Annotated in this window: 30 protein-coding genes; 14 read left to right on the plus strand and 16 right to left on the minus strand. The window is 71.4% G+C overall.

The genetic code is table 11. From position 1 onward, the window contains the following. Nucleotides 1-181 precede the first annotated feature (181 nt). A complete protein-coding gene (locus tag KY469_09985; GenBank protein ID MBW3663416.1) occupies nt 182-1,603 on the plus strand; it encodes a hypothetical protein in 1,422 nt (473 codons plus the stop codon). Nucleotides 1,604-1,632: 29 nt separating this feature from the next. Here the strand turns inward: KY469_09985 and KY469_09990 are convergent, their stop codons facing one another. Further along, a complete protein-coding gene (locus tag KY469_09990) occupies nt 1,633-2,322 on the minus strand; it encodes a helix-turn-helix transcriptional regulator (GenBank protein ID MBW3663417.1) in 690 nt (229 codons plus the stop codon). Between the two features lie 108 nt (nt 2,323-2,430). Between KY469_09990 and KY469_09995 the strand changes: the two genes are divergently transcribed. The 3 genes from KY469_09995 to KY469_10005 all read left to right on the plus strand — a co-directional run bounded on the left by KY469_09995 (nt 2,431) and on the right by KY469_10005 (nt 4,834). Next, entirely contained in the window at nt 2,431-3,774 is a 1,344-nt protein-coding gene (locus tag KY469_09995) for an FAD-binding oxidoreductase (GenBank protein ID MBW3663418.1), read from the plus strand. Nucleotides 3,775-3,932: 158 nt separating this feature from the next. Further along, nucleotides 3,933-4,304 (plus strand): metalloregulator ArsR/SmtB family transcription factor, encoded by a 372-nt coding sequence (locus tag KY469_10000; GenBank protein MBW3663419.1) that lies wholly within the window; start codon nt 3,933-3,935, stop codon nt 4,302-4,304. Continuing rightward, the gene (locus tag KY469_10005) at nt 4,301-4,834 is read left to right on the plus strand and encodes an SRPBCC family protein (GenBank protein ID MBW3663420.1); all 534 of its coding nucleotides are present in this window, start codon (nt 4,301-4,303) and stop codon (nt 4,832-4,834) included. Before KY469_10000 ends, KY469_10005 begins: the two co-directional genes overlap by 4 nt. A 72-nt stretch (nt 4,835-4,906) precedes the next feature. Here the strand turns inward: KY469_10005 and KY469_10010 are convergent, their stop codons facing one another. Beyond that, complete coding sequence (locus tag KY469_10010) at nt 4,907-5,827, minus strand: type IV toxin-antitoxin system AbiEi family antitoxin domain-containing protein (protein MBW3663421.1); 921 nt, start codon at nt 5,825-5,827, stop codon at nt 4,907-4,909. A 79-nt stretch (nt 5,828-5,906) separates the two neighbouring features. Here KY469_10010 and KY469_10015 point away from each other — a divergent pair, with 79 nt between their 5' ends. After that, entirely contained in the window at nt 5,907-6,857 is a 951-nt protein-coding gene (locus KY469_10015) for a hypothetical protein (protein ID MBW3663422.1), read from the plus strand. A 69-nt stretch (nt 6,858-6,926) separates the two neighbouring features. Here the strand turns inward: KY469_10015 and KY469_10020 are convergent, their stop codons facing one another. Both KY469_10020 and KY469_10025 read right to left on the minus strand, forming a co-directional pair. After that, nucleotides 6,927-7,457 (minus strand): GNAT family N-acetyltransferase, encoded by a 531-nt coding sequence (locus KY469_10020; GenBank protein MBW3663423.1) that lies wholly within the window; start codon nt 7,455-7,457, stop codon nt 6,927-6,929. Nucleotides 7,458-7,499: 42 nt separating this feature from the next. Beyond that, nucleotides 7,500-8,021 carry a class I SAM-dependent methyltransferase gene (locus KY469_10025; protein ID MBW3663424.1) on the minus strand — a complete coding sequence of 174 codons (522 nt, stop codon included), beginning with the start codon at nt 8,019-8,021 and terminating at the stop codon, nt 7,500-7,502. Here KY469_10025 and KY469_10030 point away from each other — a divergent pair. Further along, a complete protein-coding gene (locus tag KY469_10030; protein MBW3663425.1) occupies nt 7,957-8,871 on the plus strand; it encodes a CHRD domain-containing protein in 915 nt (304 codons plus the stop codon). The two genes, KY469_10025 and KY469_10030, sit on opposite strands and share 65 nt — an antisense overlap. A gap of 22 nt (nt 8,872-8,893) precedes the next feature. Here the strand turns inward: KY469_10030 and KY469_10035 are convergent, their stop codons facing one another. Continuing rightward, on the minus strand, nt 8,894-9,553 hold the full coding sequence (locus tag KY469_10035; protein ID MBW3663426.1) for a VOC family protein: 660 nt from the start codon (nt 9,551-9,553) through the stop codon (nt 8,894-8,896). Here KY469_10035 and KY469_10040 point away from each other — a divergent pair. Together KY469_10040 and KY469_10045 are read left to right on the plus strand one after the other, a co-directional pair. Beyond that, nucleotides 9,483-11,468 carry a hypothetical protein gene (locus KY469_10040; GenBank protein MBW3663427.1) on the plus strand — a complete coding sequence of 662 codons (1,986 nt, stop codon included), beginning with the start codon at nt 9,483-9,485 and terminating at the stop codon, nt 11,466-11,468. The genes KY469_10035 and KY469_10040 overlap by 71 nt on opposite strands. 14 nt (nt 11,469-11,482) lie before the next feature. Further along, the gene (locus tag KY469_10045) at nt 11,483-12,100 is read left to right on the plus strand and encodes a DJ-1/PfpI family protein (GenBank protein ID MBW3663428.1); all 618 of its coding nucleotides are present in this window, start codon (nt 11,483-11,485) and stop codon (nt 12,098-12,100) included. Here KY469_10045 and KY469_10050 read toward each other — a convergent pair. Then, nucleotides 12,090-12,533 carry a hypothetical protein gene (locus tag KY469_10050; protein MBW3663429.1) on the minus strand — a complete coding sequence of 148 codons (444 nt, stop codon included), beginning with the start codon at nt 12,531-12,533 and terminating at the stop codon, nt 12,090-12,092. The genes KY469_10045 and KY469_10050 overlap by 11 nt on opposite strands. Before the next feature lie 105 nt (nt 12,534-12,638). On the opposite strand from KY469_10050, the gene KY469_10055 reads away from it, so the two are divergent. Further along, complete coding sequence (locus tag KY469_10055; protein MBW3663430.1) at nt 12,639-13,292, plus strand: TetR family transcriptional regulator; 654 nt, start codon at nt 12,639-12,641, stop codon at nt 13,290-13,292. A gap of 14 nt (nt 13,293-13,306) precedes the next feature. Here KY469_10055 and KY469_10060 read toward each other — a convergent pair whose 3' ends face one another. Further along, entirely contained in the window at nt 13,307-14,761 is a 1,455-nt protein-coding gene (locus KY469_10060; protein MBW3663431.1) for a hypothetical protein, read from the minus strand. 144 nt (nt 14,762-14,905) lie between these two features. Beyond that, the gene (locus KY469_10065; GenBank protein MBW3663432.1) at nt 14,906-15,841 is read right to left on the minus strand and encodes a type IV toxin-antitoxin system AbiEi family antitoxin domain-containing protein; all 936 of its coding nucleotides are present in this window, start codon (nt 15,839-15,841) and stop codon (nt 14,906-14,908) included. Nucleotides 15,842-16,043: 202 nt separating this feature from the next. On the opposite strand from KY469_10065, the gene KY469_10070 reads away from it, so the two are divergent. Next, entirely contained in the window at nt 16,044-16,559 is a 516-nt protein-coding gene (locus KY469_10070; GenBank protein MBW3663433.1) for a nitroreductase family protein, read from the plus strand. A gap of 33 nt (nt 16,560-16,592) precedes the next feature. Here the strand turns inward: KY469_10070 and KY469_10075 are convergent, their stop codons facing one another. Then, nucleotides 16,593-17,051 (minus strand): GNAT family N-acetyltransferase, encoded by a 459-nt coding sequence (locus tag KY469_10075; protein ID MBW3663434.1) that lies wholly within the window; start codon nt 17,049-17,051, stop codon nt 16,593-16,595. Next, nucleotides 17,048-17,245 (minus strand): hypothetical protein, encoded by a 198-nt coding sequence (locus KY469_10080; GenBank protein ID MBW3663435.1) that lies wholly within the window; start codon nt 17,243-17,245, stop codon nt 17,048-17,050. Before KY469_10080 ends, KY469_10075 begins: the two co-directional genes overlap by 4 nt. Nucleotides 17,246-17,383: 138 nt before the next feature. Between KY469_10080 and KY469_10085 the strand changes: the two genes are divergently transcribed. Next, complete coding sequence (locus tag KY469_10085; protein MBW3663436.1) at nt 17,384-17,803, plus strand: cupredoxin domain-containing protein; 420 nt, start codon at nt 17,384-17,386, stop codon at nt 17,801-17,803. On the opposite strand, the gene KY469_10090 is transcribed toward KY469_10085, so the two are convergent. From KY469_10090 to KY469_10105, 4 genes are all read right to left on the minus strand, one after another. Continuing rightward, nucleotides 17,800-18,012: a hypothetical protein gene (locus KY469_10090; GenBank protein ID MBW3663437.1), complete on the minus strand. Its 213-nt coding sequence runs from the start codon at nt 18,010-18,012 to the stop codon at nt 17,800-17,802. The two genes, KY469_10085 and KY469_10090, sit on opposite strands and share 4 nt — an antisense overlap. Before the next feature lie 79 nt (nt 18,013-18,091). After that, nucleotides 18,092-19,666 (minus strand): cell wall-binding repeat-containing protein, encoded by a 1,575-nt coding sequence (locus KY469_10095; GenBank protein ID MBW3663438.1) that lies wholly within the window; start codon nt 19,664-19,666, stop codon nt 18,092-18,094. A 569-nt stretch (nt 19,667-20,235) separates the two neighbouring features. Then, nucleotides 20,236-20,574: a DUF202 domain-containing protein gene (locus KY469_10100; protein MBW3663439.1), complete on the minus strand. Its 339-nt coding sequence runs from the start codon at nt 20,572-20,574 to the stop codon at nt 20,236-20,238. Nucleotides 20,575-20,580: 6 nt separating this feature from the next. Further along, nucleotides 20,581-20,949: a DUF202 domain-containing protein gene (locus KY469_10105; GenBank protein MBW3663440.1), complete on the minus strand. Its 369-nt coding sequence runs from the start codon at nt 20,947-20,949 to the stop codon at nt 20,581-20,583. Nucleotides 20,950-21,077: 128 nt separating this feature from the next. Here KY469_10105 and KY469_10110 point away from each other — a divergent pair, with 128 nt between their 5' ends. Together KY469_10110 and KY469_10115 are read left to right on the plus strand one after the other, a co-directional pair. Further along, nucleotides 21,078-22,793, plus strand: a complete 1,716-nt coding sequence (locus tag KY469_10110) for a CocE/NonD family hydrolase (GenBank protein ID MBW3663441.1) — start codon at nt 21,078-21,080, stop codon at nt 22,791-22,793. Between the two features lie 261 nt (nt 22,794-23,054). Next, a complete protein-coding gene (locus KY469_10115) occupies nt 23,055-23,735 on the plus strand; it encodes a hypothetical protein (GenBank protein ID MBW3663442.1) in 681 nt (226 codons plus the stop codon). A 13-nt stretch (nt 23,736-23,748) separates the two neighbouring features. Here KY469_10115 and KY469_10120 read toward each other — a convergent pair whose 3' ends face one another. Both KY469_10120 and soxR read right to left on the minus strand, forming a co-directional pair. Next, entirely contained in the window at nt 23,749-24,276 is a 528-nt protein-coding gene (locus tag KY469_10120) for a DinB family protein (GenBank protein MBW3663443.1), read from the minus strand. 76 nt (nt 24,277-24,352) lie between these two features. After that, nucleotides 24,353-24,820, minus strand: coding sequence for a redox-sensitive transcriptional activator SoxR (gene soxR / locus KY469_10125; protein ID MBW3663444.1), 468 nt, complete (start codon nt 24,818-24,820; stop codon nt 24,353-24,355). 119 nt (nt 24,821-24,939) lie between these two features. Between soxR and KY469_10130 the strand changes: the two genes are divergently transcribed. Continuing rightward, entirely contained in the window at nt 24,940-25,641 is a 702-nt protein-coding gene (locus KY469_10130; GenBank protein ID MBW3663445.1) for an SDR family oxidoreductase, read from the plus strand. Nucleotides 25,642-25,657: the final 16 nt, after the last annotated feature.

Below are 25,657 nucleotides of genomic sequence, written 5' to 3' on the forward strand. Positions count from 1 at the left end.
CGAACGACGGGACGCGCGTGCAGGTCCACCGCACGTACAGCACGCTCGCCCGTCCGCGACGCGGGACGCGCGAGAGAAAACCCCGCGTGTACTGAAGTAGGGGTTCGGCTTGGGTCGACCAGACCGCCGAGAGGCAGCCTCGGGGGGCACCCCCCCCCCCGGAGGGCGCCAGGAGGCCCCCATGTTCCGCACCTGGTCGATGTTCCTCGCGATCGCCGCGCTGCTGATCGTCTCAGTACCTACCGCGTTGGCACAGTCGTCCGACGAAGTCGACTACGACCGCAAGAGCGACAACATCGAGCTCGTCGCTCGGGCGCAGTTCCCTCAGGGGACGGACATGTTCTTCCAGCGCCGCGACGGCCTGCAACGGGTCGACGGACGCGTCGTGCACGGGACCCGCGACTACCTGTTCGCCGGTGCGGATGCGTCGTCGGCGGTCGGTGAGCCTCCCGAGGGCACGCCCGAGGGGATCCGGATCTTCGACGTGACCGATCCGACGCAGCCGCACGAGCTCGTCGCCGTCGACTGTTCCGGCTACCACGCCGACATCGCCGTCTACGAGGATCTGTTGATCCACGGCATCGACTCGGCCCGAAGCAACGAGGGCTGCGACGAGCGCTTCGATCCGCACGGCCTCAACCAGAAGGGTGAGGCCGGCGTGCGCATCTTCGACATCTCCGACCCGGCCCGTCCCACCTTGGTGGCTCACCTGACCGAGGAGGAGACCGGTACCGACGCGCACAACATCACGACGCTGCCGTGGGCGGGCGTGCTCTACATCGCCGGCTCGGGCTTCACCCAGGCGGACACGGTGCTGTCGATCGTCGACCTGACCGAGCCCGACTTCCCGGTGAAGATCATCCCGATGCAGGCCATCTCGCCCACCGCGACGGCCGAGTGCCACGACATCGGCGTGGCGAACCTCGGCCACCGCGCCTTGGCGTTCTGTGCCGCCGTGGAGCAGACGTTCATCTGGGACGTCAGCGATCCGATGCAGCCGCGCCACGTCGCCAACGTGGTCGGTCCACCGGAGTCGATCCACCACGGGGCGCGTCTCGCTCCCGACGGACGCACCCTCGTGCTCAACGACGAGCTCGGCGGCGCGGCCGCCGCGCCGGGATGCCTGCCGACGACCAACGACCCGTTGGGGGCGCTGTTCTTCTACGACATCGGCATCCCGGAGCTGCCGGTCTACCTCGGGTCGTTCTCGACCAGCGAAGCCGCGGCCAAGCTGCCGTGCACCAGCCACTTCTACAACTTCATCCCGGGCACGAACCTGCTGACCATCGGTTGGTACAAGTCCGGGATGATCGTCGTGGACTACGCCAACCGCACCCTGCCGACCGAGCACGCCGTCTTCACCCCGACCGGCGGGGACTTCTGGGCCGCCTACTACTGGCACGGCTACGTGTACGGCAACTCGTTCGGCGGCGGCGGCCTGTACGGCGGCACCAACGAGGCCGGCGGGATCTGGGTGACCCAGCTCGACGGGGTCGGTGACGTCAACCCCAGCCCCTACGACGCCGGCGTGACCTGGGCGCCTTGGACCGCGTCCGATCCCGCTCCCGGTGCGAGTGACTTCTCCCGCCCGACCTTCGGCTGAGCTGGCCGCAGCCCGGCGTCCCCGACGGGTCAGCGGGCGCTCTCAGCCGTGACGTGCGGCGCGAAGTGGCTGCGCCGGTTCCACGTCGGCAGCGCCCGCGCCAGCCGCGTCGGCCCGGTCACGGTGATGCCGCCGGAGCGGATCGCTTGGCCCCACTCGATCGCCCCGGCGTGCCAGCGCGCGAAGCTCAACGCCTGCGCCTCGACGACCAGGTCGATGTCGTAGCCGGGCGGCTTGAGGCACACCTCGGCGCGGTCGGGCCCGAACAGCACCCAGTAGCGGCGGCGCCGCTCGGGCTGGTCGTGGAAGCGGAACTCGACGACCACCCGCCGCTCCGGCAGACGCTCGACCGCCAGGCAGTTGTTCACCCAGGACCACAGCACGACGTCGGGGTTGGCGTGCGTGGGCTGCAACTCCAGCCACCGCGCCGCCCAGATCCCCAGCGACTCCATCGTGGCCCAGGCGTCGCGCCCCGCGGCGGTCGGCACGTACACCGACCCACGGCCGCTGGGGTTCGGGAGGATGTCGATGACGCCGGCGCGTGCGAGCTCGCGCAGCCGCTTGCTCAGCAGCGTTCGGGACAGGCCCGGGGCGCCGTCGGCGATGGCGTTGAAGGTCGTCGCCCCGAGCAGGATGTTGCGCAGGATGACGACCGTCCAGCGCTCGCCGAGGACCTCGGCGGCACGCGAGATCGGACAGTACTGGCCGTAGCTGACCACTCCACCAGCCTCCCCGACGACCCGTCGCCGCCACAGTACAGGATGTGGACTTGAGGCGACCGCCCCGCGCCGGGACGCTCACCACGTCACCGAGGGAAGGCACCGGGGATGTCGATCAGGGGTTTCGAAGGACGGGTCATCGGGCGCGACGACGACGACTACGACGACGCGCGGGCAGTGTGGAACGCCGCCATCGACCGCAAGCCGGCCGTGATCGCGCGCTGCAGCTCGGCGGCGGACGTGGCCGCCGCCGTCCGCCACGCCCGCGAGCGGGACCTGACGGTCACGTTGCGCGGCGGTGGCCACAACGTCGCGGGGACCGCGGTGTGTGACGACGGGCTGGTGATCGACCTGTCCGCGATGCGGGCGGTCGACGTCGACCCGCAGTCGCGCACGGTCCGGGTCGAGGCCGGGGCGCTGTGGGCCGGGGTCGACGAGCGCACCCAGGCGCACGGCCTGGCGACGACCGGCGGCGTCGTCAGCCACACCGGCGTCGCGGGGCTCACGCTCGGAGGCGGTATCGGCTGGCTGATGCGCAAGCACGGGTTGACCATCGACAACCTCCTCGCGGTCGACGCCGTCACCGCCAACGGCGAGCTGCTGCGCGCGTCGGCGGACGAACACCCCGACCTGTTCTGGCAGCTCCGCGGTGGCGGTGGCCGCAGCGTCGCCGTGACCGCCTTCACCTACCGGCTGCACCCGCTCGGTCCCGAGGTGCTCGCCGGGCCAGTGCTGTGGGCGCTCGAGGATGCCCCGGAGGTGCTGCGCCACTACCGTGACTGGACCCTCACCGCCCCGCGCGAGGTCGGCACGGTCGTCAATCTGAGGCAGGCCCCGCCGCTGCCCGCCGTGCCCGCGGAGCTGCGCGGCCGCCGCGTCTGCATCATCACCATGGTGCACAACGGTCCCGTGGAGGCCGGCGCCGCGGCGCTCGCCCCGCTGCGCGGCTACGGGTCCCCGCTGCTCGACGCGGTCGCTCCCCGGCCGTACCGCCAGCTGCAATCGATGCTCGACCCGACCGTGCCCCACGGCTGGCACTACTACTGGAAGTCGGCCGAGGTGGAACGCCTCGAGGACGCGATGATCGACGCCATGATCGAGCACTCCAGCGGCATCTCCGCGCGGTCCTACTCGGTGACCTTCCACCTCGGCGGTGCCATAACCGACGTGGACCCGGACGCCACGGCCTACGCGGGTCGCGGGGCGCGGCACAACCTCAACATCAACGGCATCTGGACCACCGAGGAGGAGGCGAACCACGACGCGGGCCAGCGCGAGACGGCGTGGACCCGCGCGTACCACGAGGCGGTGCGGCCGTGGCTCACCGGCGTGTACGTCAACTTCCTCGACCGGGACGACACCCGCGACGCCGCCTACCCGGAGGCAACGCGGCAGCGCCTCGAGCAGGTGCGGCGCCACTACGACCCGGACGGGGTCCTCGCACGAGCCTGAGTCACCCGGACGGCGACCGCGACTTCGACGCGCTCGTGTGCGACCTGGGCGGCGCCCCGACCACGCCGTCAGATGGGAGGCGACCCCAACCGGGTGGAGGTTCCCAGCAGAGACGGTAGGGCTCGACCTCACCGTCGACGTGCGTTACACTTAGGCATATGGCTAACCGATTTGCCAGCACGACGAGCGCCCTCGAGGTGGAACGGATCTTCAAGGCGCTGGCCGACCCCACCCGCCGTGCCGTCGTCGAGCGGCTCCGCCGGGGGCCCGCAGCCACGACCAAGCTGGCCAGCGGCTTCGACATGGCGCTGCCGTCGTTCCTGCAACACCTCGGCGTGCTCGAGGACAGCGGGCTGGTGACCTCGCACAAGCACGGGCGGGTCCGTACCTACTGGCTCGTAGCGGAACCGCTGCGCGCCGCTGAGAGCTGGCTTTCCGAGCAGCGCGAGCTGTGGGAACGCCGGCTCGACCAGCTCGACGAGCACCTGCACCGGATGAAGCAGGACCTGGAGAAGGAGGACGAGCCGTGACCACCGCCCCGAGCCCCGCCACCCCGTTCACGCACGACCCCGAGCTCGACCTGTACCTCGAGCGGCTGGTCGACGTACCGGTCGAGCTGGTCTGGAAGGCCTGGACCCAGCCGGAGCATCTGCTCCCGTGGTTCGCGCCGAGACCGTGGGAGACCATCGACTGCGAGATCGACCTGCGCCCCGGTGGGATCTTCCGCACGGTCATGCGCGGCCCGGACGGGAACGTCGTCGACAACCCCGGCGGCTGCTATCTCGAGGTCCAGGCGCCCAACCGGCTGGTGTGGACCTCCGCCCTGGGCCCCGGCTACCGGCCGCTGCCCCCGCCCGCCGCGGACGCCGATGGCCCGGACCTGGCCTTCACGGCGGAGCTCACGTTCGAGGCGGTCGGCGACGGCACGCGCTACTCGGTACGCGCGATCCACGCGACCCGCGAGGGAGCGGCCGCGCACGAGGAGATGGGCTTCTCCGCCGGCTGGAGCACCGCCCTCGACCAGCTGGTCGAGTACGTGAAGGGCGTGCCCCAGGAGTGACGTGCAGACCTGGGACGCCATAGGCGAGGCATACATTTCCGTGCCGTCTGGCACGGAAGTGCGTACACCGAGCTACGGGGACACCTCCAGGAAGCCCCGCACCTGCGCGAGGAAGGCGCGAGCGTCGGTCAGGACCAGGCGCGCCGGGGCGCGGTCCAACCGCCAACCGGCTGCCTCGAGTTCCGCCTGCCGCGCCGCGTCCGCCTCGACGTCCGGGGCGATCGAGTGGTACCGCTCACCGTCGATCTCGAGGCCACGGAGGAGGTCGAGCCAGGCGAGGTCGATCTCGAAGCAGCGCCCCGCCACCTCGACGCGGTGGTTGATGACGGGCAGGGGGAGCTCCGCGTCGCGGATCGTGAGGTAGGCGACGATCTCGGCGACCGATCGAGCCCGCGCCAGCACCGGATCGCATCCGGCCAGGACGCGCCGCAGGGTCGAGGCGCCCCGCACGCGACCGATCTCGCCGAGGATCGTCGCCACCTTCAACGGTGTCACCAGCCCCCGACGCCAAGCCTCGAGCAGGAGCCTCTGCAGCTCCTCCTCGGGGAGGACGGCGGCGAGTTCGACGATGGTGCGAGCCACGCAGGCCACCGGGATGCCCTCGACCTCGACGCGATGCTCGACCGGGAGAGTGCGCGTGCGTCGGATGCGCAACTTGGGCACGCGTTCACCCCGCGTGCCCCGTGGCGCGAGGAGTTCCACCTCTGCCGACCCGGAGCCGAGCAACCCGTGCAGCCGCGCGGCTGCCATCCCGCCGAGTACCGCCCCCGCCGGTCCTGCCAGCGTGCCGGCCTTGGCACGGCGGTGCCAGGAGTCCGGCATCCCCTCCAGTGCGTACACGCCGGGGTACCAGCGCTTGAGGCGCCCCGCCGACGTCCAGCGCGACAGCGTGGAGTAGGCGATACCCGCCTCCTCCGCCTGCGCGGCGGTGATCAGCCCGTGTTGACGCCGGGCGATCCGCACCAGCCGCTGCCACGCTGTCCGGTTCGCCATGGCGGGCAGGCTGCCGCCCCGGCGCCAGCACCGGTCGGTTGACCTCCCGCGGGTTGTGGACGAACGTCGAGGCGCTTCCGTGCCGTCTGGCACGGAGGCGCCGTACACGTCAGCCGGCGCCGCGAGCACGCTCGACCCCCAGCTCGACGCCTGGTTCATCGAGGGGATGGCCGAGAACCTGCCATCCCACGAGGCGACCCACAGCTTCGAGGAGTCGAGCCCCGCGGAGTGGATCGACCGCATCGGCGCCCCGACGCTGCTGATCCAGGGCCTGCCCGACACCGTCTTCAACCTCAACGAGGGCGTGCACAACTACCTCGGGTTGCGCGACCACGGGGTGGACGTACGCCTCGTCGGCCTCAACACCGGCCACCTCCTGCCCGGGCTGCAGCCCACGGGAGCGGGGCACGCACTCCGCGCCGAGGAGTCGCCCTGCGCCGACCTGCCGACGCTGGTGGACGACTTCCTCGCCCACCACCTGCGGGGCGACAGCGCCGCCGCGGCACGGCTCGCCGATGTCCCGCGGGTCGTCATCCCGACCGAGCAGGGTGACTGCATCAGCGGGCCCGACTGGCCGCTGACCGACGAAGAGCTCACCTTCACGTTCCCCGCGTTCACCGCACCCCAACCTGGAGGCAGCCTGCTGCTGCCACTGATGACCGCCGACGAGCCGGTGACGCTGGCCGGCATCCCGCGCCTGATCGGCACCCCGCTGCACGAGCTCGACGACCAGCTCTACCTCTCGCTCGTGGTCGCCGACGCCGACGGTCTGCACGTCATCGATGATCAGGTGACCGGGATGCGCCTGCGAGCCGGGTGTGACGGCTACGCCGAGGCGACGTGCATGTCCGAGCGCGGCGTGCCGCACCGTGCCGAGCTCGGAGGGATCGCGACGACGCTCGCACCGGGCCAACAGCTGCTGCTCCGGGTCGAGGGATGGAACGAGCAACACGCACTCAACAGCACACGCCGGCCGGGCGCCGCGCTCCTGACCAGCGTGACGCTGACCGTCCCGGTCCTCAGCAACTGAACCGACCGATGCGCGCGGCAAGCGCCGGCCGCGGCATACCTGAGGCGGCCACCTGGCGGCGCGCCGCCGTCACAGCTCGAGCCGCCAGTACTGGCCGACGAGATCGTGGCCGAAGCTGTGGTGGGGTTCCTCCTCGACCAGCTCGAACCCCACCCGTTCGTAGATGCGGCGGGCGGAGACCAGGACGTCGTTGGTCCACAGCGTGATGGCCGAGTAGCCGGCGTCGCGGGCGAACCGGATGCACTGGTCCACCAGCAGCGATCCGATGCCGAGGCCTCGCGCCGACGGCTCGACGAGCAGGATCCGCAGCTGTGCAGTGGTGTCGTCCTTGGCGACACAGAACACGCAGCCGACCCGCTCGCCGTCGACCTCGGCGATCCAGCCGGCCTCCCGGTCAGGATCGTGCGTCGCCGCGTGGTCGGCGATGATCCGCCCCACGAGGGCTTCGAAGTCCGCGTTCCAACCGTACTCCGCGCGGTAGATGGCACCGTGCCGGGCGACGACCCAGTCGTGGTCGTCGCGCCGCGCGGGGCGGATCCGGACCCGCCGCCCCGCCGCCGTCTGGTCCGCGCACGGGTGACCGTGCTGCCGTGGCGACATCGCCTCGCCTCCGTTGGGACCACGCGCGACCCTAGGGGGCGGTCAGCGGTGATCGAGGTGCAAGCGGCTGCGGAGCCGCACTCGGGCCCGAAGAGCACGGACGGCTCGAGCGACCGCAGTCACGCCGTCCCCCTGCTCGACCACGTACGGCTGCTGTCCCCACCACCGCGCCGTGAGCTGCGAACCCGGGCCAAGGGCCCGGAACACGGCGAAGCGGTCGCCAGCCACCGTGCGCTCCCAACCGTCATCACCGAGGAGGAATTCCGCGACGATGCGGCACGGCCACAACTGCAGGTCGTCGACGATCACCAGCCCACCCTCGCGCAGGTGGCGCGTCCCGTAGTACCAATCGATCGCCGGCAGCGGGAACGCGTGGGCACCGTCGATCAGGAGCAGATCGAGGGGCTGGGTCTCGACCCGCGGCAGCACATCCGCCGACCCTCCCAGCAGGTGGCGCCACTGGTCGGTCGCGACCTCGTGGACGGCGCACCAGTCCTCGATGCGCTGCGGCTCGTGCTCCGCGGGACTGATCGAGGTGTGCCTTGCACCGGTCGCGACGAGCACGACCGTGCTCCACCCGGCTCCGGTCTCGAGCGTGGTCGAACCCGGACCGGCCGCGGCCGCGAGCAACTCGAGGAGCGCCGGACTGACCGGCCAGCTCGCGTCACGACCGGCTCCGTCGCGGTGGAAGGCGGGGCGCTCCCGTTCGAGCGCAGCCAGCACCTCGTGGACGTCCAAAGCGGCCTCTCTGAAGGGGATCGCGAGGGTACTGCTGGCCCTCGTCGGGGCCGCCGCGCACCACGAGCGAGGGCCGCACGACCCGCTATGCCCTGAACCGTGCCAGCCTGGCGTGCCTAGCGGTGCTCGAGGGGCGCTGCGCGTGCGCTCGCACGCGCCCGGTCCGTGGGTGGACCACCCCTCTGAAGACCGAGACAGGAGGGGAACCGTGAACCGCATCCGCACCGTGGGCATCGTCGTGGTGGCGTTGCTGATGACCCTGCCAGCCGCTGGATCGTTGGCACGGTCCAGCAACTACGCGGCTCCGATGAGCGGCGACCAGGAGGTCGACCCGGTCGACACCCGTGGGACCGGCGTCGCCACCTTCAAGCACCGTGCCGAAGGCCTGGTGTACAAGCTCAACGTCGCCAACCTCGAGGACATCTTCGCCTCGCACATCCACTGCAACGTTGCCGGCGCCAACGGTCCGATCGGCGTCACGCTGTTCATGGCTGACCCTCCCGTGACCGTGTCGGGCACCCTGGCCGAGGGCACGATCACCGCTCCGGACGAGAACAACGCGTGCGAGTGGTCTGACCTCGACGAGGTCATCGCCGCGATCGAGAACGGCGGCGCCTACGTCAACGTCCACACCACCGCGCATCCCAGCGGCGAGATCCGCGGTCAGATCCGCTGACGGAGGCGCTGGAGGTGGCGCGCTACCCGTCACCCTCCTCGGGCAGCACGATGCGGCCGTCGTCGAGCAGCTCGAAGCCGGGGTTGTGCGCCACCTCCCACAGGTGACCGTCGGGGTCGCGGAAGTAGCCGGAGTAGCCGCCCCAGAAGACGCGTTGCCCCGGCTTGGTGATCTCCCCGCCGGCGCGCGCCGCCTGCGCCAGCAGCTCGTCGACGGCCTCCTCCGAGGCGACGTTGCTGGCGAGGGCGACGTTGCCGTGCCGCCCCGCGACCTCGGGCTCGACGCGCGCATCGTCCGCGAGCGCCTGGCGGCCGAACAGCCCGAGCACGACCGCCCCGCCGACCATGAACGAGATCTCACCGTCGACCGACGCGGCTGACCGCCGCCAACCCAGCGCCTCGTAGAAGCGTGTGGCACGGTCGAGGTTGTCGACACCGAGCGTGATGAAGCTGACGTACGCCACCGCTACTCCCTCGCGATGCGGTGCGTCGAACGTAGCGCGGCGGGTCCGGTCTCCTGTCGGGGAACCGTGCCCGGGCAGAAGGTGGACGGGGGGGCTACGTCGAACCGGCAGGGGGGAGGTGGCGCGGATGGTGCGGTGGAGTACGAGCGTGGGGACGCTGCTGGCGGTGGCGCTTCTGTCGATCGCGGCAGGCACGGCCCCGGTGCAGCAGGCGGACATCGAGCTCGCGATCGTCGACCACGACGCCGTGTTCTACGACCAGGGCCGAACGCGCCCCGCGCTGTTCGCGTACTCGTCCAGGGCGCGCGCGACGGCGGGACTGCCGGTCGAGGTCACGGCCGATACCGCGACTCCCGCGGCACGGCTCGAGCGGGAAGCACTGAGCCCGACCTTGCGCCCCGACGCCACGCTGGGTTGGGCGTTCGCGGGGCGAGGCGCGCCGGTGAAGGTCAACGCCGAGGACACGTTGCCGGTCCACGTCATCGTCGATGCGCGTGCCAACCCCTACGGCACGCGCTGGTGGCACCGGCAGGAGACCGCCACCGACCTGTGGGCGTGGGGCGGCGTGCTGGCCGGCGGGCTGCTCAGCGGCGAGGAGCACGCCGACAACGCGGTCTTCGGACTCGGCCCCACCACGGTGGCGTACCCCGAACGCTCCATCGTCGCGAGCGGCGAGGCTCAGCTTGCGTGGGACGACCGCCACCTGATCCGCACCGCCACGACCGTTGATCACGACCCCGCCACCGGCCGCACCTTCGAAGGGGTCTTCTGGGGCAACCTCGCCCAGCCGGCGCTGCGCATCGTCGGGGGCGACGGCGTGTTCGAGCAGGACACAGCGGCCCCTCCCCTAGTGCTCGAGCTGCCCGTGCGGCCGTCGGGGCTCGTCTTCTTCTCCACCCCGCCAGCTCCGCCCGGCGTCGAGGTGTCGTGGACGCGGGCGCTCGACTTCAACGCACGCACGCTGACGCTGCAGGCGACGGTGCACGCGGGATCGGTGTGGCCGGCGTCCGGCGCGCTCGACGACGATCCGACGGTGCCCACCTGGGAGTGGTCGCCGTGGGTGTTCTTCATGGGCTGGGACTACGGCGACCTGGTCAACGGCGGGCCTGGGGAACCGGCGGCTCTCGAGCACCTCGCCGCCCCGGCCCGGCTGCGCCCCGACGGCTCTCTCGCCGTGGATCGACTCGCGGCGGACGGGTCGCCGCTGCTACCTCCTGGGCTCCTCGACGCCAACCTGCCACCCGGCGCGCACGTGGAACTCGCGGCGACCGGCCAGGGTGGGAACGTCGGCGGCCGGCGCATCCCGGGCCCGGCCTTGCCCGCAGCCACCGAGCGGACCGTGTCGGACGAGGGCGGCGGCCAGGTGGTCGCGGACGGTGCGTCGGTCGATGTGGTCGACCGTGACGGAACGCCAGCCCTGGCGATCGCACGCGATGGCGTCGAGGTCGGCGAGCTGGCGGTGCCTGCGTTGACCGTCGACGGCGCGAGCGCAGCGCTCGACGACGCCGTGCTGCTCGATCGCTGGGTGAACGGGCCTGCCCAGCCGGGATCGGGGCGGTGGTCGGTGGTCGCGCTGTACGACACCGGCGAGGTCTTCGCCGATGTCGTCCTCCTCGTGGATGCCCTGCCGACCAGTACGTCGGCGACCTGGTACCTGTGGGACGGCCACAGCACCGACGGCTCCCCTCACGACGTCACCGTCCACACCGTCTTCGACCCCGCCATCGGCGGAGACGACGGCGATGCGTTCCGCGAGCCGTTCTACACCGGGGAGACCTACGCCGAGGAGGCAGCCGTCCCGCAGGGGGTGCTCGACTTCCCCGTCGGCGCGCTCCTGCACGGCTGGTTCGGTTCCCTGCCCGCAGTCCAGGCCTTCGACACCGCGGGCGGACCGACGGTGACGCACCTGCAACTGTCGCCCAACGTGGGGGGTCCGGGGCGTGCCGAGGCGCTGCACACCACCGCCTACCTCCTCGCCGACCACGCCTCCTACGAGCCGGACCCGGACGCCGCCGTCGCCGACGCCGAACCGATCGAGGGGACCGACGTCCTGCTCCAGGTCACCAACCACTGGTCGGGGACGATCTGGGAGCCCAACTTCATCCCCTACTTCTCGATGTTCCTCGTCGGGTGAGCGAGACGCAGCAGGTGCGAACCCTCACCATCGGCCTGCTGCTGTTCGAGGACGTCGATCTGCTCGACGTCGGCGGACCCTACGAGGTGTTCCTCACCGCGGCGCGACTCGTCGCTCGCGACGGCGACACCCCACCCTTCGAGGTCACCACGGTCGGCGTCACGCCCGAGCCGGTGTCGGCCTACGGCGGCCTCCGGCTGGTGCCGCAGCGGACGCTCGATGATGCCGGGGACCTCGACGTGCTCGTGGTCCCGGGTGCGGTCGACATCCACCGCGTCCGGGGCGATCGGACGTTGTCGTCGGCGCTGGCCGACGCGATCGCGCGCGCCCCGCTGGTCACATCGGTGTGCACGGGTGCGTTCCTGCTCGCCGATCACGGGCTGCTGCACGACCGGTCCTGGACCACGCACTGGGAGGACATCAGCGATCTCGCGACGGACGTCACCAGCCCACCCGCCGACGGGGCGCCGCGGTGGGTCGACACCGGTGCTGTGGTCACCGCCGGCGGGCTCAGCTCGGGGATCGCGATGGCTCTGCACCTCGTCGATCGACTAGCCGGCCGTGACCTCGCGCTGCGGACGGCGCGCCAGATCGACTACGTCTGGGACCCCGACGACGGGATCAACGCCTGAGAGTGGTCTCGCGCAAACGCGCGTAGCCGGCGACGATGGCGGCCAGGGCGAGGATCGACAGCGTGGGGATGTCGCTGGCCGGCTTGCCTCCGAGGTCGATGTCGATCACGTGCCCGATCACGTGCACGGCCGCGCCGACGCCCGCCCCGAGGAGCGCCGCGGCGAGACCGTCGATGCGCTCGGGGTACGCCGCGAGCAGCAGCACGGCGCCGATGCCGACCTGGAACGCCCCGAGGTCGTGGATCAGGTGAGGGTTGTAGGGCTCGAACGTGGCGATCTGGTCGAAGAAGCTCTGCGGGGCGAGGAACGCCCAGAGCCCGAACAGCAGGAACGCCGCCGCTCCGAGCAGCGTGACGACCCGGATCCACCGCGCCGGCTCCACCGCCGTCCCGTCTGGTCCGCTCGTCGTGATCGTCGACCTATCGGTGCCCATGGCCCGGCCTCCTCAGCTCTCGCGCACGACGGCGCGCTCGGTTGCTGTCGCCCTGTTTGCTCGGTCCTGGCGCGCCATGCCCGCGCGCTGATGGCATACTGTGACATGATGGCACAGCGTGACATACATGGCAAGACCACCGGCTCGAGCCTCCTCGATCGCCGAGCGGCACAGACGCGCGCCGAGATCTTTGACGCCGCCATCGAGCTGTTCCTCGCGCAGGGTTTCGATGCGACCTCGATGGACGAAGTCGCCGAGGCTGCCGGGCTCTCGCGGCGCACGCTGTACCGCTACTTCGACACCAAGGACGACATCGTCTTCGAGCTGCCGCGCCAGTGGCTCGAGGTCCTCGACGCCACCATCGCCGAGCGCCGCGAGGACGAGCCGACGCGCGACCTGCTGCGTCGGGCGTTGCGTGACACGGCGGTCCACATCGAGCGGACCCGTCACGACGTGCTTCGGGGGTACGCCGTCCTCGCCTCGTCTCCGAGCCTGCTGTCGCGGCACGGCCGCTCCGACGCCGAGTGGGTGGCTCGCTACCTCGAGCTGATGGGGCCGGACGTCACCGGTCTCGAGCACGGGGCGCTGCTCGCCACCACCGCGGCCATGGCGTTCGTGGCCGCACAGAACGCCGCCATCGCGATCTGGGCCGCGCAGCAGCCCGACGCCGATCTGCTCGAGATGCTCGAGATCGTCCTCGAGCAGATCGATCCGCTGTGGCCCGAGCCGTGCCGGCACGCACCTGCTCACCCGGGCTGACGCGGCGTCGGCGGTCAGACCGGCGGGGGCGAGTGGGTGAAGTCGATGGTCCAGGCGAATACGGTGTCGTAGATCGAGACGTAGTCCGAGTCGACCGTGGGGTGCGCACCCACACCGGTGACGCCGTGCTGGCGGAACGTCAGGCGCACCCGGTCGCCGTTGGTGGTGCTGCCACAAACCGCCGCGCCCATCGGCGAGTCGAACGCCGGCGTCCAACCCGGGTTGACCAGCGAGTACGAGTCCCAGTCGAGATCGAGTCGGTAGGTCGTCACGGCGGGGCTCACCGTGAACACGATCCCGCCTCCTCGGCAGACGCCCACCGAGGGGGTGCGTGCACTGGTGTCGCCGGGAACCGTGGCGTGGATCTGCCGCAGGGTCCGTTCGCCGTGGATCACGACGACGTGGACGGTGTAGGTCGAGTCCTGCGCGTTGGGTCGTGGCGTCACCTCGAGCTCGAGCACGCCAGGCGCGACATCCGCGGCGGCGAGACTGGCGTACCCGGTCCCGATCGAGCCCGCCCCGACCTGGATCCCCTCGACCCGTTCCCCGTCACGTATCAGGTCGAGGGAGACGTCATCGGTCAGCTGCCGCGAGTCCGGTAGTCGCCCACGTGCCAGCCCGTGCACCGGCGGGGCGTCGAAGACGTCGACCCAGGACAGGATCGAGGTGGCGTGCGCTGCGACGGGGAACGGAAACGCGCGCCTCTCGGTCACGTCGCCCTCGAAGGCGTGCGCGACCCAGTCGTCGTCGTTGAACGCCAGCTCCCACCGTCCTCCAGCGAAGCTGGACCGCACCGGGGCGTGTGTGTCCGCCGCCAGCAGCTGCGGCACGGACCGAGCCGGGACCGGCGCGGGCACCTCGATGTAGGAGCGCCCGCGACCGCCGAGCGTGAGGTCGACGTGAACACCGGTCCCGGCGAGCGTCCGCGGCGTCGCACGCAGCACGAACACGGTCTCGCGTCCGGCGAACAACCCCTCGTACGGTGCGATCTCGCCCTCCCACACGCCCGGCGCCACCTCGGTCGCGGTTCCCGCCTCGGAGATGTGGGCCTCGTCCTGCACCTCGAGGGTGACGTCGACCTCGTCTGGCGAGGCCACGTCGAGCTCGAGGTGGAAGCGCAGCGGCTCTTCGACGGTCCAGTTCGCAGGCGTGTCCAGCAGCGAGCCCTGCGTGAAGACGTGGCCGTACCCACCGAGGCAGGGGTAGCGCCTCTGGGTCGCGTGCTGGGCGTAGTAGCCGCAGAGGCGCCGGATCGGGTGGGTGCCGAGCTCGGGGTCGGTCGCGTCCACGCTCCACGTGAGCGTGCCGTCCGCCGACTCCAGCAGGTACAGGCGGTCAGCGGAGGAGCTCGCAGCCGCTGACGCACCGATCGCCGATCCGGACCCATCCGTCGCCGGCGCCGTCCCGAGCAGCCCGAGCAGCGTGAGCACGATCACCCACACGTACCGGCCTTGCGGTTCGTGCCTCATGCCGGCCCCTTCCCCGCAGGCGAGACTGCGAGGGAATTCGACGCCGGGGCGTCGCCCTCCTCCACCGCCCAGGGCATCGACGTACGCGTTCCGGTGCCATCTCGCACCGGATCACGTACACCGACCGCGCGGATCGTGCTCGCGTTACTCCGGCGCCCCGACCTGCGCAGACGCCAGGAGGTCCCGGACCTGTGCCACGAACGCAGCGGGGTCGGTGAGCACGAGCCTCGCCGGGGCGCGGTCGAGCCGCCAGCCCGCCCCCTCGAGGTCAGCCTGCCGCCGTGCGTCCGCTGCGACGTCCGGGGGGATGGAGTGGAACGCCTCCTCGTCGATCTCCACGCCCCGCTCGAGCTCGGGCCAGGCGAGGTCGATCTCGTACCGGCGCCCCGCCACCTCCACCCGATGGTTGACCTCGGGTACCGGCAGACCCGCGTCCCGGATGGCGAGGTAGCCGACGATCTCGGCGATGGACCGGGTCCGTGCGAGCGCCGGATCGCACTCGGCGAGCACGCGCCGCAGCCTCGCCGCGCCCCGCACCCGACCGACCTCGCCCAGGCACGCGGCCACCTCCAGCGGCGTCACCAGGTTCCGGCGCCACGCGTCGAGCAGGACCTCCCGCAGGCGCTTCTCCGCAACGACGTCGACGAGTTCGACGATCGTTCGGGCGACCGACGCCGCCGGTACGCCATCCACCTCGACGCGGTGGTGGTCCGGCAGCGTGCTCGTCCGTCGGATCGCGACACGTCCGAGCCGTCCGCACGCCGCCGTTCGTGGGACGAGCAGCTCGACCTGGGACCCGTCGAAGGCGAGCAGGCCGTGGAGACGTGCAGCAGCCGCCCCGCCGAGGACAGCCTCGGCGTGTGCCGCGAGCGTCGCCGCCTTCGCGCGACGGAGCCACGAGTCGGGCACACCCTCGAGGGCGTACACCCCCGGGTACCAGCGCTTGAGACGCCCCGCCGCCACCCACCTCGACAGCGTCGAGCGAGGGATACCGACCTCCTCCGCCTGCGCGACCGTCACCAGACCGTGCTGACGGCGCGCCAGCTTCATCAGCTTCTGCCAGGAACTCTTCGTCGCCATGGCCGCCAGGGTGCCGCGGGGACACCACCGCCCCGACGACCACCGGGCGCGGCCCTGTGGAAACACGTCGATGTACGTGTTCCGGTGCGAGATGGCACCGGATCACCTACACCGACGGCTGGATGGACGTGTCGGAAGGCGACGTCACGCCCCGTGGGAACGCTACGACGGTCCCGAACGACGGCCACCTGGAGGGAGAGCGATGGAGACCTGGGACGCCATCCGCGCACGCCGCAACGTGCGAAGCTACGAGCAACGTCCGATCGCCGCTGACGCGCTGCGACGGATCCTCGAGGCGGGGCGACGCAGCCCGTCGTCACAGAACCAGCAGCGCTGGGACTTCGTCGTGGTCACGGACCGACAACGGCTGGAGCGACTGGCCGAGGTGTGGCGGGGTGCCGGGCACGTCGCGACGTCGGCTGCGACGGTCTGCCTGGTCGCGCCCATCGCCGAGGACGAGCGCACCCGCCGATCGATCTCGTTCGACCTCGGCCAGGCGACCATCAGCATGATGCTCGCTGCCGCTGACCAGGGCATCGGAAGCGGTCATGCCGCGGTGCACGATCAGGAGTTGGCACGTGAGCTGCTCGGCGTCCCCCCGGATCGCGAGGTCGCCTTCATGGTCGGGTTCGGCTACCCGTCGGACCGCTCACTGGAGGCGATGACGGAGCCTGACCGACGCCCCTACGAGGACGTCGTTCACGAGGACACCTGGTGACCGCGACGGCAGACGCACGGAAAGCTGGCAGAGCTACTCGGCGTCGAGGTGGAGCTTGAAGCCCTCGTGGGTGGGCTGGAACCCCAGCGAGGTGTAGAAGTGGTGCGCGTCCGCGCGGATCTTGTTCGAGGTGAGCTGGACGAGGTGGCACCCACGGACGCGCGCCTGGGCGATGGCCCAGACCATCAGCTCGCGGCCGACGCCGCGACCGCGCTGATCCGCCGCAACGCGCACGCCCTCGATCTGGGCCCGCCACGATCCGCGGTGCGTGAGGTAGGGGATGAACGTCAGCTGCAGCGTCGCGACGACGCGAGCGTCGGTCTCGACGACCACCAGGAGGTTGTTGGGGTCGCGGTCGATGGCATCGAACGCCGCCCCGTACTCCGGCGGAAGCGGGTCGGCGGCATCCTCGCGCTGCGCACCGAGCTGATCCGCAGCCAGGAGCTCCACGATGGCCCGGACGTCGTCCGCCGTGGCGGGACGGATCCTCACGTGATCGGTCCGGCGGGAAGGGTCACCGGGAACGTCGTCCGTCGATCGCCGCTCTCGACCTCGACCGCTCCGCCGTGCAGCTCGACGTACTCCTTCACGATCGAGAGTCCCAGCCCCGTGCCGGCTCTGGCGCAACTCCCCGCCGACGCTGCGTCCGCTCCGATGTCACCGTGAGCCACCCGCACCTCGTTCATCGGCCCCGAGCATCCTACGACCGACGGACGGGTCGGCTCCGGGACGATGACGGTGTCACGTGCTGCGGGCACGGTGCGGTGGTGGGGACGTCGACGCCGGCGCTAGCGTGAGGTCGACGACCGAGGAAGGACGGATCGATGACGCACCTGCCCCGTGGACACCGACTGGCAGCCACCGTACTGGTACTGGGGACCATGCTCGTCGCGTGCGAAGGCGGTGATGATGATGACGCGGGCGGCACCACGATCGAGACCACGGCCACCGAGTTCGCGTTCGATCCGTCGAGCTGGACGGTCGAGGCCGGCGAGGAGTTCACCGTGGACCTCACCAACGGTGGGGCGCTCGAGCACGAGTGGGTCGTCATCGAGCTCGGCGAGGACATCACGTCCGAGGACGAGTTCACCGACGACATCGTGTTGCTGGAGGTCGAGGCCATTCCCGCGGGTGAGTCGACCACCGAGTCGTTCACCATCGACGAGGCGGGCACCTACCAGGTGATCTGCGGCATCCCGACCCACTTCGACGCCGGCATGGAGGGCAGCCTCACGGTCAGCTAGCTCGGAGGTTCCATCTCCTCCTCGAGCTGGAGCACGTGCGCCCCGTGCTCGTCGCGCGCGCCGGCGTACCCGCCCTCCTCGGCGGCGAACACGCTGCCGCGCCAGCCACACGTGCAGCCGGCCTCGAGGCGGTGCGCTTCGTCCTCGGTGACTTCGATGACCCGGAACTCGTGGAGCAGCTCCTCGTCATCGGCCGGCGTGTCGTACACCGCAACCTCCTCGACGAGGCCACCCTACGGCACGGCACGGCGGCGCCGGAGCGCCGATGCCGACCGACGGCCGCGGCCATCAGGCGGCCTTGACGAGCTCGATCTCGACCTCGGTCCACTCACCGCGGGTTACGGTCACCAGGGTGGACGTCGAGGTGAAGTCGTCGTGCGTCGCCTCGTAGCGGTACTGACCCGGCTCGAGGCCCTGCAGTTCGTCATCGGAGAGCACGAACGCACCGTCGCTGTCGGTCACGGCCTCGAAGGTGGGACCGACCATCTCACCGTTGACAACGCGGCGGGCGCTCACCTGTGCCCCGGTGACTTGCTCGTCGCTGCCTGCGACGACCACGCGACCGGCGATGCTGGCCACGCGGTCGAGCGCGACATCCTCCACGTGGTCCTCGCCTGGTGCGACCTCGACGTCGGTCACGGTGGCCGGGGCGTAGCCGATGCGCGTGACCTCGAGCCGGAAGCGTCCCCACACCAGGCCCTCGAAGGCGTACGCCCCCGCGGGTCCGGATGCCGTCGTCGCCTCCTCGGCGTCGCCCCGCCACAGCCGGACGTCGGCAGCGGCGACGCGTTCAGCACTGACCGCGTCGGTCACCTCACCCCCGAGCTTGGACAGCGTCGGGTTGGCGTACGCCGACAGCAGCTCAACGACCTGGGCGCTGATGACCTGCTCGCCACCGAGCACGTAGACGTCGAGGCCGCCGGCGGCGAGGCGCTCCAGCTCCTCGGCGAGACGCTCGGGTACCTGGAAGCGTGACGTCAGCAGCAGCGGGGCGTCGAACATCCCGGCCGCTGCGGCCCCGGTGAGGGCGTCGGGGAACCGCTCTCCGGTCGCCACGAAGACCGCGGTGGTCTGCTGCGCCGGGAACGCCTCGGCCGCGATGCGGGCGGACGTGCGGTAGCGATCGCTGCCCGACCAGCGCTCGACCGGGGCGTCGGTGTAGAACGCCAACTCCTGCCTCACGCCCTCGGAGACGACCTCCTCCCCACCGAGCACGACGATCCGTGTGGGCAGCAGTTCCTCGAGCGCCGTCCGCGCCGCCGCGGGCAGCTCGTTCGAGCGGGTGAGGAGGATCGGGCCCCCGAGACGGGCCCCAGCCGCGGCACCCGAGAGCGCGTCGGGGTAGTCGAGTCCGCTGGCGACGAACGCGATCCCGACCGGCGCGGTGAACGCCTCGAGCGCGATCTCGGCCGCGGTCTCGTACCGCGTGGGCCCCCAGATGCGATCGACGCTGTCGGGCGGGGCGTAGCCCGTCAGCTCGAACGCGACCGCATCGCTCACGGCCTCGGGACCGCCGAGGATCAGGATCCGAGCTGGCCGGAGCCGCTCGAGCTCACGCGCGGTCTCGTCGGGCAGGTCGTCCAGCCACGTCAGCAAGATCGGCGCCCCGATGGTGGCGGCGAGCGGTCCGGCGCTGAGTCCGTCCGGGAAGCGATCAGCGGTGGCGATCATCGCCAGTGGAACGCGCGGCGCGAACGTCGCACGCGAGATCTCGACCGCGGTGCCGATGCGGTCGCGACCAGCCAGCCGGGTGATCTCGCCCCGTGCGGGGCGGCCGTCATCGCCAGAGGTGACCGCCCCCCAACCCGGCGTCGCACCCAACAGCAGCGCGCCGACGACGGACAGGTACAGGACACGACGCATCGCCCATCCCCTCAGACGGCTCTCCGCAGCCGTGGGAGACGCGCTTGGGCACGGCCCCCCCAGCGGGCGCGCGCACGCTAACCACCGCGCCTCGCGCTACCAAGCACCTGCGTCGCCCCGCTGGAGACCGCACCCGCGACCGCAGGGCGAGGGCAAGGAGCGGGCCTTCCGTTCGCTGTACGACCACACCCACCACCAGATGCTGGCGTACTGCCATCGTCGGGGACCGCATCGCGCAGACCGACTGATCGGCATCACCGATCCCAGGGTGGTCAACATCGACGCGCTCGCGGACTCGGCGGCTACCTGTTCGAGAACCACTTCGAGGAGTACGACGCCGCGTGCGGCGCGACCACGACCCGTTGCTGGCCGAGCCGTCGTGCATGGAGTTCCTGACCGGCTACATCGACGAGTTCCTGGCGGCACGGTCCTGAAGCCCTACCGATCTCGCGAGGTGCCACCATCGGCCTCGGCCCACACGGTCAGCAGGTCCTGTCCGCCGGCGAACTCGACGGGCGGCAACGGCTCGTCGGCGGGGCAGACTGCCTCGCCGCGGCCCGGTGGGCGAGTCAGGCCCAGGGTCGTGCGACCACGATCGTCGCCGCGACCCCTAGTAGGACCGTCGTCGCAGCCGTGAGGAGCAGGGCCCAGGGCGCCCCCAGCGGTGCGGGGCGTCCCGGCCGTGAACCGATGAGGCGCCGGTAGTTGTGGTCACCGAGGAGGAACAGTCCCGCTCCGACCGCGAGGCCGATCACCGCTGGCAGGTGACGCAGCGCCAGGTAGGGGGCCTCGCCCGCGCGGAGCAGCAGCGCGGAGGCGACGAGCAGCGCCAACGCGGTGCGGTTCCACGCCAGCAGCGTCCGCTCGGCTTGCAGACCCTGGGGTGCTCCGTCGTCGTCGGGGTCCACGGGCGGCTACCTGATCGCGATGAGCAGTGCCGCCGCCAGGACAGCCACGAGGAGCACCCCGATGCTGAGCAACAGCGGCAGGACCGAGGCGGGGATGGGGCGGTCGGTGCGCATCGCGACCTCGTTGGTGGACCAGCGGCGGTAGCTGGTGGCGGCGACCAGCGTCCCCAGCACCACCAGCACCAGCCCGACCGTGTCGCGCAGCGCCGGGTTCGCGTCAGAGGGGAGCAGCGAGACCACGGCGAGGCCGCCACCCATGAGCGCGAGCGCGGTGCGGATCCAGGCGAGGAACGTCCGCTCGTTGGCGAGCGAGAAGCGGTAGTCGGGATCGTGTCCAACGTCCAGGACCTGCCGGCCGCTGCCTGGGAACCGCAAACGTCCGCCTCGTCGTCGCCGTCTGAGCGCAGCCTACGGCGGCGCCGTGGCCGTCGCCGCTCCGCCGCAGGACTCGTCCTGGTTCCCGTCGAAGCTCTCCCCAAGTCCACCACGGAGGTCATCGGGGCGTGCGCCGTCACCTCGCTCTGCTCACCACTGGCGCGCTCGCCTTCGGGACACTCGTCGCCGCCGTGCCGGCGACCGCACCGGCGGCATCCGACGGTGGTCCTCACCACCTCCCCGGGACCTACGAGGGCGTGAGCCAGCCGATCTACGCCGAGTACATCGACGAGAACCTGGCGGTCGAGACCTCCTACGGCGTGCTGCGGGGCGATCTGCGTCGCCCCGTCGTCCCCGACGGTGTGGAGGTGCCGATCATCCTCGTGGTCACGCCCTACCAGGTGCTCTACAAGTCGCTGAACCCGGGCGGGGCGACCCGCGTCGACTACTTCGCGAACGCCGACTTCTTCGTGCCGCGCGGCTACGCGTTCGCGGTCTTCGACGCCGTCGGCACCTACGGCTCCGAGGGGTGCACCGACTTCGGTGGCCTCGGTGAGCGCCGCTCGACCGCCGAACTGGTCGACTGGCTCGGCGAGCGCGATTGGAGCAACGGCAAGGTGGGCATGATCGGAGCGAGCTACGACGGCACCCTGGCCATCGCCGCAGCCGTCGAGGCACCCGAGCACCTCGCCACGATCGTCCCGCAGGTCGCGATCGACCGCTGGTACGACTACATGTTCAACCAGGGTGTCCGCATGGGCCTCGAGGACAACCTCGGCGGGCTGCTCGACCCGCCGATCGACTCCCCCGCCGACTACGACACCGTCTACGGCGTCGTGCCGCCCTACCACCGTCTCAGCGACGACCCCGAGGGGAGCGCCAGCGCGCTGGCGGCCCACGTCCAACCCTGCAACCGCGTCGAGAACCAGACGCGCGGCTACCAGACCGACCCCGTCTACGACGACTTCTGGATCGAGCGGGACTACCGCGACCTGGCGTCCAACGTCAGGGCCAGCGTGCTGTTCGAGGGCGCGTGGCTGGACGACAACGTCAAGCACTGGGCGGCGACGCGGTTCATCGAGGCGCTGCCGGACGAGCTGCCCAAGCACCTCGCCATCGGGCAGTGGAGCCACAGCGTCAGCCAGTTCGCCGACGCGGGGCGGCTGCGGCACGCCTGGTTCGACCACTTCCTCGTCGGTCTCGACGTCGGCTTCACCGACCCCGAGACGGGCGAGTGGCTGGTGCCGCTGGTGGACAGCCAGGCCAGCGACCGCGGCCGCCGCTACAGCTACGAGTGGCCGCCCGCGGGGACCGAGGAGGTCGAGTTCCGCATCGTGGACGGGGCGGCGGCCGCGGGCGACGAGCTCGGGCTCGACGGGGCCGCCCCGACCTGGACCGACACCAACCCCGGCCTGCTCGAGCCGCAGGTCTCCCGGGAAGGCTGCACGGTCGAGTGCATCCGCGCGGTCTCGCAACCGGTCACCACGACGACCAGGATCGTCGGGGCGCCTCGGCTGGAGTTCCGCGGCAGCACCGACCTCGTCTCCACCCACCTGACCCCGGTCCTGTGGGAGGTGTCGTCGAGCGGGGCGCGGACGCCCATCACCCGCGGCCTGCTGAACAGCCGCAACCGCGACGGGCTCGACACCTCCGAGCTGCTCGACCCGTTGTCCACCTGGGAGGCGACGGTCGAACTGTGGGACATCGACCACGTGCTGCGGCCGGGTGACCGGCTCGAGCTGACGCTGTCGTCGACCAACGCGACGTTCGGTGTCGCTGACGAGACCCGCGCGACGACGTCCCTCGACCTCGACGGGACACGACTGCTGCTGCCGCTGCGGTGAAGGTGGTGCTACCGCTTCGCTACTTGAGCACGGAAGGTCGTGCTACCGCTTCGCTACTTGAGCACGGAAGGTCGTGCTACCGCTTCGCTACTTGAGCACGGCACCGTCGCCGCCCGGCCGTCCTTCCCCGCGCGCTGAGCGCACGCTTTCGGGTGCCTCGTGTAACCCGGTGACCCTGCGTGACGATGACGAGGGTGAAGGCATGCGGAGCGTGAGGTCCATCCCCTCGCTCCGACCACGACGCGACCACGCGAGGTCCTGATGCGACGCCCACGCCACCTGTCGAGCCTCATCGCTGCGGGAGCCATCGTCTTGGGAGGCGGCACCGTCGCGCTCGCGCAGGCGGGTGGACCCCCCGACGACGTGCCCGAGGCGCCCGATCAGCCCGACCGTGACGGGCCGCCCGTCGACCTGCTCGAGCTGGTCCCCGAGACCGCGACCGGCGGCGTCGACGGCGACAACGCCGAGGCGTTCTCCGCGTGGGTCCAGAGCCTGGACGAGGTCCTAGGGTGTCAGCGCGGCCTGACCATCGCGGCCGCCGCCCGACAGGGCCCGACCACGTTCGATCCGGCTGACGCGCCGGAGCCCGTGGCCGAGGAGGACCTGCCCGGACGCTGCGGTGGGGCTGGCGGCGGCGAGGAGTTCGGACGCGCCACCGCCTCGGAGGCCTCGGGCGGTCGTAGCACCGGTACCGGTGCACCCGACGACGCGGGGCCACCCGAGGGCGTTGGAGCACCTGAGGACGCCGGAGCACCCGAGCACGCCGGAGCACCCGAGGAGCCTGGAGCCCCGGACGGCCGCGGAGCACCTGAAGGCGTCGGAGCACCCGAAGATGCGGGCGCACCTGAGGATGCCGGAGCCCCGGACGACGCTGGAGCACCTGAGGGTGTCGGCGCACCCGAGGGCGCTGGACCACCGGCGGGCACGCCCGGACCGCGCTGAGTCGGCCGCGAGGTCAGGTCTCTGCCGCGGCTCGCGAGCGCTCCCACAACCCGCGCACGTAGCCGGCCTGACCGATGTGCTGCATCTGGTCGTTGATCACGCTGACGAGACGCACTCCCACCGTGACCGGCGGGTCCCACCGGCGGTCGATGATGCGGTCGAGCTCCTCGGCGTCGATCGTCTCGAGGTAGCTGCGCGTCTGCGCGACGACGGCCTCGTGGTACTCGACCAGCAGCTGCGGGTCGTCGAAGCGCACCTCACCGACCTGCTCCCTGGAGTGGCCGTACCCGGTGTCGGCGGCGTCGAACGGGAGGTCGGAACGGTCGTGGAAGCCGGCGGAGGTCCACGTCTGCTCGCGCCCCGCGATCTCGGCGACGTGGTCGTCGTGGACCCGGGTGAGGTGCCACACGAGCCACGCGATGGAGTTCGCATCGGGGTCGGGGCGGAACGCGAGCGCGTCCGTGTCGAGCCCGTCGGTCACCCGCCCGACTCCCTGGCGCACGCGCTCGAAGGCGTCGGCGAACACGTCCCGTGTATCCATGGACACCGACCGTACCCGCCTTCACGACTGGGAGCAGAAGTCGGCGTCAGGCGCCGCGGGCAACTGCTCCCGCTCGTCAGGGAGTGGGGGCGCGGACCGTTGCCGGGTCGGGCAGGCGGACCGCACCAGGTCCCTCTGGGGCGAGCTCGTCATCGGGGTTGTAGAGCCGGCAGCGTTGCAGCGACAGGCAGCCGCAGCCGATGCAGCCCTCGAGCCGGTCCCGGAGCGCGACCAGCGCCTCGATCTCGGCGTTGAGCCGCGACCGCCACCGGCGCGAAACGCGCGCCCAATCCGCCTTGGTGGGGGTGCGGCCATCGGGCAGCGCCCCGAGCACCTCACGGACCTCGTCGAGACTCAGCCCGACGTTCTTGGCTGCCTGGATGAACGCCAGCCGTCGCAGGACGCTGCGCTCGAAGCGGCGCTGTCCCCCGGACGTGCGCTCGGCGTCGATCAGGCCCTCGGCCTCGTAGTAGCGCAGCGCCGACGCTGCGAACCCGCTGCGGTCGGCGACCTCGCTCACGGTGAGCCGATCGTGTGTATCCACCGTCGGGCGAGCCTCCTCACGATCTGGCGTGTGCGCGGGGCGGACAACCTAGCTTGACTTGAAGTTAACTTCAACTCGTAGTTTCGCTCTCGACCGGTTCCAACCACAGGAGAGATGCGATGCCAACCGCAGTCATAACCGGCGCATCGCGCGGCTTCGGCTGCGCGGTCGCTACCGCCCTCGCGCGACGCGGCTGGGAGCTGGTCGTCGACGGCCGCACCAAGCGCGACCTGCGCCGCGCCGCTGTGGGCTTCCGACGCGCCGGCTCGCCCCGCGTTGCTGACATCGCGGGCGACATCGGCGACCCGTCGCACCGCCTCGCGCTGCAGGCCGCGGTCGACCGCCGTCCGGTCGATCTGCTGGTCAACAACGCGAGCACGCTCGGGGTCTCACCCCTGCCCCGTCTCGATGAGCTCGCGGTCGAGACGCTGCGTGACGTGCTGACCGTGAACCTCATCGGCCCGTTCGCACTGACGCAGGCACTGCTGCCCAACCTGCGCGAGCGCAGCGGTCTCGTGGTGAACGTCTCGTCGGACGCGGCGGTCGAGGCGTACCCCGCGTGGGGCGGCTACGGGGCGTCGAAGGCCGCGCTCGACCACCTCACCGCGGTGCTCGCGGAGGAGCAACCGACCCTCCGCGCCTACGCGTTCGACCCCGGCGACATGCGCACCGAGATGCACCGAGCCGCGTTCCCCGGCGAGGACATCTCCGATCGTCCCGAGCCGGAGACCGTCGTCCCGGCGCTCCTCCGACTCATCGACGAGCGCCCGGCGTCGGGCCGCTACCGCGCCGCCGAGCTGCTCGTCGAGGTGGCAGCGTGACACCACTGGCGCACGC

The sequence above is a fragment of the Actinomycetota bacterium genome (assembly GCA_019347575.1).
GTDB lineage: Bacteria > Actinomycetota > Nitriliruptoria > Nitriliruptorales > Nitriliruptoraceae > JAHWKY01.

What these genes read in the sequence shown, in the direction of transcription:
- KY469_09985 (MBW3663416.1), top strand. Translation starts at nt 182, where the DNA reads ATGTTCCGCACCTGGTCGATGTTCCTCGCGATCGCCGCGCTGCTGATC.
- KY469_09995 (MBW3663418.1), top strand. Translation starts at nt 2,431, where the DNA reads ATGTCGATCAGGGGTTTCGAAGGACGGGTCATCGGGCGCGACGACGAC.
- KY469_10000 (MBW3663419.1), top strand. Translation starts at nt 3,933, where the DNA reads ATGGCTAACCGATTTGCCAGCACGACGAGCGCCCTCGAGGTGGAACGG.
- KY469_10010 (MBW3663421.1), bottom strand. Translation starts at nt 5,827, where the DNA reads ATGGCGAACCGGACAGCGTGGCAGCGGCTGGTGCGGATCGCCCGGCGT.
- KY469_10020 (MBW3663423.1), bottom strand. Translation starts at nt 7,457, where the DNA reads ATGTCGCCACGGCAGCACGGTCACCCGTGCGCGGACCAGACGGCGGCG.
- KY469_10030 (MBW3663425.1), top strand. Translation starts at nt 7,957, where the DNA reads ATGCGCTGCGGCTCGTGCTCCGCGGGACTGATCGAGGTGTGCCTTGCA.
- KY469_10035 (MBW3663426.1), bottom strand. Translation starts at nt 9,553, where the DNA reads ATGTCCGCCTGCTGCACCGGGGCCGTGCCTGCCGCGATCGACAGAAGC.
- KY469_10050 (MBW3663429.1), bottom strand. Translation starts at nt 12,533, where the DNA reads ATGGGCACCGATAGGTCGACGATCACGACGAGCGGACCAGACGGGACG.
- KY469_10055 (MBW3663430.1), top strand. Translation starts at nt 12,639, where the DNA reads ATGATGGCACAGCGTGACATACATGGCAAGACCACCGGCTCGAGCCTC.
- KY469_10060 (MBW3663431.1), bottom strand. Translation starts at nt 14,761, where the DNA reads ATGAGGCACGAACCGCAAGGCCGGTACGTGTGGGTGATCGTGCTCACG.
- KY469_10065 (MBW3663432.1), bottom strand. Translation starts at nt 15,841, where the DNA reads ATGGCGACGAAGAGTTCCTGGCAGAAGCTGATGAAGCTGGCGCGCCGT.
- KY469_10070 (MBW3663433.1), top strand. Translation starts at nt 16,044, where the DNA reads ATGGAGACCTGGGACGCCATCCGCGCACGCCGCAACGTGCGAAGCTAC.
- KY469_10080 (MBW3663435.1), bottom strand. Translation starts at nt 17,245, where the DNA reads ATGAACGAGGTGCGGGTGGCTCACGGTGACATCGGAGCGGACGCAGCG.
- KY469_10085 (MBW3663436.1), top strand. Translation starts at nt 17,384, where the DNA reads ATGACGCACCTGCCCCGTGGACACCGACTGGCAGCCACCGTACTGGTA.
- KY469_10095 (MBW3663438.1), bottom strand. Translation starts at nt 19,666, where the DNA reads ATGCGTCGTGTCCTGTACCTGTCCGTCGTCGGCGCGCTGCTGTTGGGT.
- KY469_10115 (MBW3663442.1), top strand. Translation starts at nt 23,055, where the DNA reads ATGCGACGCCCACGCCACCTGTCGAGCCTCATCGCTGCGGGAGCCATC.
- KY469_10120 (MBW3663443.1), bottom strand. Translation starts at nt 24,276, where the DNA reads ATGGATACACGGGACGTGTTCGCCGACGCCTTCGAGCGCGTGCGCCAG.
- KY469_10130 (MBW3663445.1), top strand. Translation starts at nt 24,940, where the DNA reads ATGCCAACCGCAGTCATAACCGGCGCATCGCGCGGCTTCGGCTGCGCG.